Source organism: Pseudomonas sp. BP01 (genome assembly GCF_022760795.1).
Classification (GTDB): domain Bacteria; phylum Pseudomonadota; class Gammaproteobacteria; order Pseudomonadales; family Pseudomonadaceae; genus Aquipseudomonas; species Aquipseudomonas putida_Q.
The window spans coordinates 199,783-208,535 of the sequence record NZ_JAFBKA010000008.1; the positions used below are offsets into that span (position 1 = coordinate 199,783).

The following is an 8,753-nucleotide window of genomic DNA, read 5'->3' on the forward strand; positions in this document are numbered from 1 at the left end:
CGTCGGGTCATTCTCCTGGCCCGTGGGCCAGGGGCAACTCAGTGCTGGCCCAGGATACGGGCGACAGTGGCCACGTTGTGGGCCAGGTGCAGCGGATTGATGGTGCCGACGATAGCACTGCTCACGCCCGGATGGGCGAACAGCAGCTCGAAGCTTGCCTGCACCGGGTCAACGCCCGGGGCCAGGCAGATATGCCCGCTGGCCAAAGCCTTCTTTACCAGGATGGCCTTGCCGTGTTCGGCAGCGTAGTCCAGCACCGGGCGTTCTGCCTGTTCGTTGAGGTTATAGGTGACCATGGCACAGTCGCCTTGCTCCAGCGCTTTCAGGCCGCCGGCCACGGTCTTGCCGGACAGGCCGAAGCCGAGGATCTTGCCCTCCTGCTTGAGCTCGGCCAGGGTCTGGTAGACCTCCTGCTGTTCGAGGATCGCCAGGTCGTTGCCGTCGGAATGCACCAGCACCAGTTCGATGCGGTCGGTTTCCAGGCGGCGCAGGCTGCGCTCCACCGAACGGCGGGTGTGGGCGGCACTGAAGTCGAAGTGCGACAGGCCGTTGTCGAATTCTTCGCCGACCTTGCTGACGATCACCCACTCATCGCGTTGGCCGCGCAACAGCGGGCCCAGGCGTTCTTCGCTGCGGCCGTAGGCGGGGGCAGTGTCGATCAGGTTGATGCCCAGTTCGCGGGCCTGCGCCAGCAGCATGCGGGCTTCGTCATCGCCGGGGATGGTGAAGCCGGTGGGGTACTTCACACCCTGGTCGCGGCCCAGCTTGACCGTGCCCAAACCCAGCGGCGAAACCTTGAAGCCGGTGCTGCCCAGCGGGCGGTGGAAGTCATGCAGGGTTGGCAGGGTCATGGCAGCAGTTGCTCCCAGGCCGGTACACCCAGCGGTGGGCGTGGCAGGCCGGCCAGGTCGGCTTGTGCCTGCGGGTGGATGCCGTCGCGCTCCAGGCGGGCAATGACCCGGTCGCTGAAGTCCGGTGCCAGCGCCAGCTTGGTCGGCCAGCCGACCATCAAGCGTTGCTGGTCGGCGAGGAATGCGTTGTCCGGGCGTACCAGGCCCGATTGTGCGGGTTCTGCACGGTCGACCCGCAGGGTAGCCCAGCGCACCAGGCTCTGGTCGACCCAGGGCAGCAGGTTGGCGATTTCCTTCTGCGCCGCAGCTATCTGTGCTGCAGGATCGCGCGCCACGCCGTCGGCTTCGGCCAGGTCCCCGCCGAGGTACCACACCCACTGGCCATCGGCTGCCGGGTGGGTGGTCACCGTAACGCGCGGCTTGGGCCCGCCACCGAGGCAGTGGGCGTACAATGGCTTGAGGTTCGGGCCCTTGGCCATGACCATGTGCAGGGGGCGTGTCTGCATTGCGGGCTGGTGCAAGCCGAGGGTGTGCAGCAAGTCTTCGGTGCCGGCGCCTGCACTCAATACAACGCGCTGGGCACGGATTTCGCGGCCGTCGACGCGCAGCCCGACCAGTTCGTCGCCTTCGCTCAGCGGTTCGATGTGTTCGCCCGCCAGCAGGCTGTCACCCGCCAGTTCGGCCAGGTTGGCCAACAGGCTGGGCACGTCGATGACCAACTCGGCCAGGCGATACACCTTGCCCTTGAAGGCGCGGTCCTGCAGTGCAGGCGGCAGTTGCTCGCCCTTGACCTGTTCGACACGGGTGCGCACGGCCTTGCTGGCGAAGAAGCTTGTGAGGTTGCCGGCCAGGGTGCCTGGCGACCACAGGTAGTGGGCATCGGACAGCAGGCGGGTACGCCCGAGGTCGAGTTCGCCGTCGCCCGCCAGGGCCTCGCGCCAGCGGCGTGGCATGTCGGCGATGGCTTCCGAGGCGCCGGTCAGGGCGCCGTGCAGGGCGTACTTGGTGCCGCCGTGGATGATGCCCTGGGACTTGATGGTCTGCTCGCCACCAAGGCTGGCGCGTTCCACCAGCACTGTCGAGTAGCCCTGGCGGCGCAGGCGGGCATTGAGCCAGAGGCCTGCGACCCCGGCGCCGACGATCAGCACGTCAGTGGAAATGGCAGATGGCATGGCGGTACCTCGAAGACTGGGACAGCTGGCAAGTATACAGCCTATACCTGTGAGGGCCCTATCGCCGGCAAGCCAGCTCCCACAGGTGTAGTGCACAGCCTGCAACTTCCACTACCCCTGTGGGAGCTGGCTTGCCGGCGATAGGGCCCTCAGAGGTTGACTCAATGCCCCGCCGTCTTTGAGAACAGCTGAATCACCACCACCCCACCCACGATCATGGCCATGCCCAGCATCGCCGGCACATCCAGCTTCTGCCCGTAAATCACCAGCGCCGCCACACTGATCAGCACAATCCCCAGCCCCGACCAGATTGCATAGGCGATCCCCACCGGAATGCTGCGCACCACCAGGGTCAGCATCCAGAACGCGATGCCATAGCCAACCACCATCAGCAGCAGTGGCAGTGGCGTGCTCAGGCCTTTCACCGCTTTCATGGAGGCAGTGGCGATAACTTCGGCGCAGATGGCGATGGCGAGATAGGTGTAGGCATTCATGGCAGGATCCTCCGGTAACTGGTCGGGCATTCTAGACCTTGACCAGATGCGGTAAAGTCATTACCTATCAGATATGGGGATAGGTTAATGGCTGAGCAATGGAACCTGGAGCAGCTGCGAATTTTTCTGCGCGTCGCCGAATTGCGCTCCTTTTCTGCAGTTGCCCGCGAACAACGCAAGGCTCAATCGGCCATCAGCAATGCCATCGCCCTGCTGGAGGCAGACCTGGGCGTCACCTTGTTCGAGCGCAGCAGCGGCCGGCAACCGAAGCTGACCGAAAATGGCAGTGCGCTACTGGAAGACGCCCGCGAACTGTTGCGCCAATGCGAACACTTGGATGGTCGTGCCCTGGCCCTTATGCGCGGGCAGGAGGCCTTGCTGCGTGTGGCCCAGGACGAGGCCATGCCGTATCAGCCGGTGATCGACAGCCTCGACGAACTGGCCAGCCGTTACCCGTTCCTGGAGGTGCAGCTGGCCAGCGGTGCCCAGGGCGATGTGGCGCGCAAACTGGTGGAGCGGCGCGCCGATCTGGGCCTGTTCTTCCACCACGAAAGTATCCCGGCCTCGCTGGAGCGGCGGGCGCTGGGCAGTGTGGAGATGGTTACGGTATGCGCTGTCGGCCACCCACTGGCCGGCGAAGGCCGGGTCACCCGGCAACAACTGGCGCGTCACCGGCAATTACTTATCACCCCACAGCAAAGCGGTTACCCCGGCGGCGAGGCGATCAGCCCGCAGGTATGGCGTGCCGACAGCTTCTACGCCATGGCTGAACTGCTGATGCGCGGCCTGGGCTGGGCCTGGCTGCCGCGGCATGTGGTGCAGTACCCGACCTACCAGGCGCACATGGTCGAGCTGGACAGCGAGTGGCGCCCGCCGGCCTTGGTGGCGGAACTGGCCTGGCGCCGTGATGAGCCCCTGGGCCCGGCCGCGCAGTGGCTTGCCGAGCGCTTTGCAGTGCACCTGCGCGCGATCGGGTAAACTTCGCCTCCATGAATAGAACACTCTATACCTTGCTGTTTCACCTGGGCCTGCCGCTGGTTGCGCTGCGCCTGTACCTGCGCGCACGCAAGGCGCCTGCCTATGGGCAACGTATTGGCGAGCGCTTCGCCTGCAAACTGCCGGCAATGCGCCAGGGCGGGATCTGGGTGCATGCGGTGTCGGTGGGCGAAAGCATTGCGGCAGCGCCCATGGTTCGCGCCTTGCTCAAGGCCTATCCCGAGCTGCCGGTCACGCTTACCTGCATGACGCCGACCGGTTCCGAGCGCATTCGCGCCATGTTCGCCGACGAACCCCGCGTGCAGCATTGCTACCTGCCCTACGACCTGCCGTGGGCCGCCGGGCGTTTTCTCGACCATGTGCAGCCGAAGCTGGGCATCATCATGGAAACCGAGCTGTGGCCCAACCACATCCACCAGTGTGCCAAACGCGGCATTCCGGTAGCGCTGGCCAACGCGCGATTGTCCGAGCGCTCGGCACGCGGCTACGGGCGCTTTGCCAAGCTGACACGGCCGATGCTGGCGGAAATGAACCTGATCGCCGTGCAGACCGAAACCGAGGCGCAACGCTTCCGTGCCCTGGGCGCGCGCCCTGAGTGCGTGCAGGTCACCGGCTCGATCAAGTTCGACCTGAAGATCGATGAGCAACTGCTACCGCGTGCCAGGGAATTGCGTGAGCAGTGGGGCGCCGAACAGCGCCCGGTGTGGATTGCCGCCAGTACCCATGACGGTGAGGATGCGCTGATTCTGCAGGCTCATCGGCAGTTGTTGCAGGTGCATGGCGATGCCTTGCTGATCCTGGTGCCGCGGCACCCAGAGCGGTTTGCTGCGGTGCATGCGCTGTGCAGCGAGCAATTCACCACCGTGCGCCGTTCTGCTGCAGCGCCGGTCGATGCGCAAACCCGCGTGTTGCTGGGCGACACCATGGGTGAGTTGCTGTTCCTCTATGCGCTGGCCGATATTGCTTTTGTCGGCGGTAGCCTGGTGCCGACAGGTGGGCACAACCCATTGGAGCCGGCGGCGCTGGCGTTGCCGGTGCTCATGGGGCCGCATGTGTTCAACTTCCTTGAAATCAGCGCGATGTTGCGTGAAGCGGGGGCGTTGCAGCAGGTGGACGATGCCGACGGGCTGGCCGGGGCGGTGCGGCGGCTGGTCGAGTTGCCGCAGGATGCGCAGCGCATGGGCGAGGCGGGCAGGGCGGTGATGCGGGCCAATCAGGGCGCGTTGCAGCGCTTGCTCGATGGGCTGGGTGCGCTTATCCGCTGACTTTTGCTTTGGTTTTCCTGGCCTCATCGCCGGCAAGCCTTGTGCAGCCCCTGTGGGAGCTGGCTTGCCGGCGATGAGGCCATCAAAAGCAACCCGGTCTGTGAGCAATACACCCCTGTTTCAAGGGCGGCGCTCAAAGTTCTTGGCCGCTGCCGCAGCCAGGTCTGGCGGCAGGAAGTCCTTGTCCGGGTTGTAGTCCGGTTTCAGGTAGCGCTTGAGGTCCTGCAGGTCTTGCGGGCTCAGGGTGCCGGCCGCCTGCTTCAGGCTCAGGTTGTCGAGAATGTAGTCATAGCGGCTGTTGTTGTAGTCGCGCACCGAGGTGTACAGCTGGCGCTGGGCATCGAGCACGTCGACGATGTTGCGGGTACCCACCTGGTAGCCGATTTCAGTAGCTTCCAGCGCGCTCTGGTTGGAGATGATCGACTGCTTGCGTGCTTGCACCTGTTCCACATCAGTATTCACCGCGCGGTGCAGGTTGCGGGTGTTTTCCACAACCTGGCGGCGCAGGCTTTCGCGTTGCTGCTCGCTCTGGCTCAGGCGCTGATAGGCCTCGCGTACCTGCGAGCTGGTCAGGCCGCCGCTGTAGATCGGGATGTTCAGCTGCAGGCCAACACTGGTCTGTTCGACGTCGCCGCTGTAGCGCACGCCCAACTGCGAAGGGTTGGTAAAGCCGAGGTTGTCGTTGTCACCCTTCTGGTATTTGGCCACTGCATCCAGGGTCGGCGCATGGCCGGCCTTACGCTGGCGCAGGGTCTCCTCGGCGGCGGAAACCGCATAGTTGGTAGCCAGCAAGTTGAGGTTCTGGCGGCCGGCGGTTTCGACCCAGGCCTTGGCGTCGTTTGGCGTGGGTACCTGCACGGGCAGGGTATGCACCACGCCTTGAATCGAGGTGTATTCACGGTTGGTCAGGGTGACCAGCGCTTCAAAGGCATCCTGCACCTGGCGCTCGGCGATGATCCGGTTAGCCCGGGCCGTGTCGTAGCTGGCCTGGGATTGCAGCACGTCGGTCTTGTCCGACAGGCCCACATCGAAGCGTTCGTTGGACTGGTCCAGCTGGCGCTTGAACGCGGCTTCCTCGGCCTTGGTGGCGGCCAGGTTGTCCTGCGCGCGCAGCACGGCGAAGTAGTTTTGCGCGGTTTGCAGGATCAGGTTCTGTTCAGTGGCCGACAGCTCCAGCGCCGCCTGTTCGTTGACCGCTTCAGCTGCCTGCAGCTGGAACCAGCGATCAGCGCGGAAGATTGGCTGGGCCAGGGTCGCGCTCCATGAGTTGCCGCTACGGTTGGAGGTGATGGAAGGCTCGTCCAGCTTGGTGCGGGTGTTCAGCATCTCGGCATCGGCCGAGAGGTTTGGCAGCAACCCGGCGCGGGCCTGCGGCACCACTTCGCGGCGGGCGCCATAGTCGGCGCGTGCCGCAGCCAGGTCGGCGTTGTTGTCTACCGCTTCCTGATAAACGCTGACCAAATCGGTTTTGACTGTCGAGGGCACGTCCACTGCCCAGGCCACTCCGTTGGACGCACAAGACACGGCTATCGCCAGTGAGAGTTTGCGCAGCATAGAGGCAATCCTTGTACGAAATTTAATTACTGAACTGTTGAGTATCGAGTGACGGGCCAGTGTAGTGCCATGCGCCCCTGGCAACAATCGCCCGGTGTGCCTTTCATCATCCGCGCATTTACCCGCTTGGCTTTGCCGACCACTCCAGTCTAGACTGCGCATGTTCTTGTCGGGGTGCCTTGAAGCAAAGGCTGAGATCGCAGAGGTGCGGATCCCGTTGAACCTGATCAGGTTAGCGCCTGCGTAGGGAACAAGATTGCTCGCCTTCCCGGGGAGCCTCTTGTGCCAGGTCCGGGAATGTCACAGCTGCATGCAGCTTCAGGCACCCCCATATCCGGCACTGCACTCGTCCATGGGTGCGTCCGCGCTTTTCAGGTTCTCCCCGACATTCCACTGCTAGGAAGCCGTCTGGAGAGCCTGTGATGACCAAACAAGAAAAAGCGATCAACCTCAGCGAATCGGCACAAGTCGATCAGCAGTCCGTGCAACCGTTCCCGCGCTCGCGCAAGATCTATGTCGAAGGCTCGCGCCCGGACATCCGCGTGCCCATGCGTGAAATCAGCCTGGACGATACCCCGACCGATTTCGGCGGCGAGACCAACGCGCCGGTACTGGTTTACGACACGTCCGGCCCGTACACCGACCCCGACGTCATCATCGACGTGCGCAAGGGCCTGGCCGACGTGCGTTCGGCGTGGATCGAGGCGCGCGGTGACACCGAGCGCCTGGGCGGCCTTAGCTCCGACTTCGGCCAGCAGCGCCTGAACGACGCCGAACTGGCCAAGTTGCGTTTCGCCCACGTGCGCAACCCGCGCCGTGCCAAGGCCGGCGCCAACGTCTCGCAGATGCACTATGCCCGCCAAGGCATCATCACCGCCGAGATGGAATATGTCGCCATCCGCGAAAACATGAAGCTGCAAGAAGCCCGCGCCGCTGGCCTGCTGAACGAGCAGCACGCCGGCCACAGCTTCGGTGCCAACATCCCGAAAGAAATCACCCCCGAATTTGTCCGCCAGGAAATCGCCCGTGGCCGCGCGATCATTCCGGCCAACATCAACCACCCGGAAGTCGAGCCGATGATCATCGGCCGCAACTTCCTGGTGAAGATCAACGGCAACATCGGCAACAGTGCCCTGGGGTCCTCGATCGAGGAAGAAGTGGCCAAGCTGACCTGGGGCATTCGCTGGGGTTCGGACACGGTCATGGATCTGTCCACCGGCAAGCACATTCATGAAACCCGCGAGTGGATCATCCGCAACTCGCCGGTGCCGATCGGTACCGTGCCGATCTACCAGGCCTTGGAAAAGGTCAACGGCGTGGCCGAAGACCTGACCTGGGAGCTGTTCCGCGACACCCTGATTGAGCAGGCCGAGCAGGGCGTGGACTACTTCACCATCCATGCCGGTGTGCTGCTGCGCTATGTGCCGCTGACCGCCAAGCGCGTCACCGGCATCGTCAGCCGCGGTGGCTCGATCATGGCCAAGTGGTGCCTGGCGCACCACAAGGAAAATTTCCTGTACACGCACTTCGACGAGATCTGCGAAATCATGAAGGCCTACGACGTCAGCTTCTCGCTGGGTGACGGCCTGCGCCCCGGCTCCATCGCCGATGCCAACGACGCGGCACAGTTCGGTGAGCTGGAAACCCTTGGCGAGCTGACCAAGATTGCCTGGAAGCACGACGTGCAGTGCATGATCGAAGGCCCTGGCCACGTACCGATGCAGCTGATCAAGGAGAACATGGACAAGCAGCTGGAGTGCTGCGACGAAGCGCCGTTCTACACCCTCGGCCCACTGACCACCGACATTGCCCCGGGCTATGACCACATCACCTCGGGCATTGGTGCGGCGATGATCGGCTGGTTCGGTTGCGCCATGCTCTGCTACGTCACGCCCAAGGAACACTTGGGCCTGCCGAACAAGGATGACGTCAAGACCGGCATCATCACCTACAAGATTGCCGCCCACGCCGCCGACCTTGCCAAGGGCCACCCGGGCGCGCAGATTCGCGACAACGCCCTGTCCAAGGCGCGTTTCGAGTTCCGTTGGGAAGACCAGTTCAACCTGGGCCTGGACCCGGACACTGCCCGTGCCTTCCACGACGAGACCCTGCCGAAGGAATCGGCCAAGGTGGCGCACTTCTGCTCGATGTGCGGGCCGAAGTTCTGCTCGATGAAAATCACCCAGGAAGTGCGTGAATACGCTGCCAAAATCGAGGCCGTGGATGTGACGGTCGAGCAAGGCATGCGCGAGCAGGCTGAGCGTTTCCGCCAGGAAGGCAGCCAGCTGTACCAGAAAGTCTGACTGCATAGCTGCCCCCTGTAGGAGCGGCCTTGTGTCGCGATGGGCCGCAAAGCGGCCCCAGCATTATCAGCGGTGAAGCTGAAACCGGGGGCCGCTTTGCGGCCCATCGCGACACAAG

7 protein-coding genes and 1 riboswitch are annotated in these 8,753 nt (G+C 63.8%); of the genes, 3 read left to right on the forward strand and 4 right to left on the reverse strand.

The features are described from left to right. Positions 1–38: 38 nt before the first annotated feature. The 3 genes from JOY50_RS10035 to JOY50_RS10045 form a co-directional block, all read right to left on the reverse strand. Positions 39–851 carry an aldo/keto reductase gene (locus tag JOY50_RS10035; RefSeq protein WP_016489478.1) on the reverse strand — a complete coding sequence of 271 codons (813 nt, stop codon included), beginning with the start codon at positions 849–851 and terminating at the stop codon, positions 39–41. After that, positions 848–2,023, reverse strand: coding sequence for an FAD-binding oxidoreductase (locus tag JOY50_RS10040; protein ID WP_132845078.1), 1,176 nt, complete (start codon positions 2,021–2,023; stop codon positions 848–850). Before JOY50_RS10040 ends, JOY50_RS10035 begins: the two co-directional genes overlap by 4 nt. 161 nt (positions 2,024–2,184) lie before the next feature. Continuing rightward, the gene (locus tag JOY50_RS10045; RefSeq protein WP_008095055.1) at positions 2,185–2,517 is read right to left on the reverse strand and encodes a multidrug efflux SMR transporter; all 333 of its coding nucleotides are present in this window, start codon (positions 2,515–2,517) and stop codon (positions 2,185–2,187) included. Between the two features lie 87 nt (positions 2,518–2,604). Between JOY50_RS10045 and JOY50_RS10050 the strand changes: the two genes are divergently transcribed. Together JOY50_RS10050 and waaA are read left to right on the forward strand one after the other, a co-directional pair. After that, positions 2,605–3,495 (forward strand): LysR family transcriptional regulator, encoded by an 891-nt coding sequence (locus tag JOY50_RS10050; protein ID WP_019473530.1) that lies wholly within the window; start codon positions 2,605–2,607, stop codon positions 3,493–3,495. Positions 3,496–3,506: 11 nt separating this feature from the next. After that, positions 3,507–4,778, forward strand: coding sequence for a lipid IV(A) 3-deoxy-D-manno-octulosonic acid transferase (waaA, locus tag JOY50_RS10055; RefSeq protein WP_243055140.1), 1,272 nt, complete (start codon positions 3,507–3,509; stop codon positions 4,776–4,778). A 120-nt stretch (positions 4,779–4,898) separates the two neighbouring features. On the opposite strand, the gene JOY50_RS10060 is transcribed toward waaA, so the two are convergent. Continuing rightward, complete coding sequence (locus JOY50_RS10060) at positions 4,899–6,332, reverse strand: TolC family outer membrane protein (RefSeq protein ID WP_132845073.1); 1,434 nt, start codon at positions 6,330–6,332, stop codon at positions 4,899–4,901. 160 nt (positions 6,333–6,492) lie between these two features. Continuing rightward, positions 6,493–6,599, forward strand: a riboswitch (TPP riboswitch). 155 nt (positions 6,600–6,754) lie between these two features. Between JOY50_RS10060 and thiC the strand changes: the two genes are divergently transcribed. Then, a complete protein-coding gene (gene thiC, locus JOY50_RS10065) occupies positions 6,755–8,635 on the forward strand; it encodes a phosphomethylpyrimidine synthase ThiC (protein ID WP_016501909.1) in 1,881 nt (626 codons plus the stop codon). The last annotated feature ends 118 nt before the right edge of the window (positions 8,636–8,753 follow it).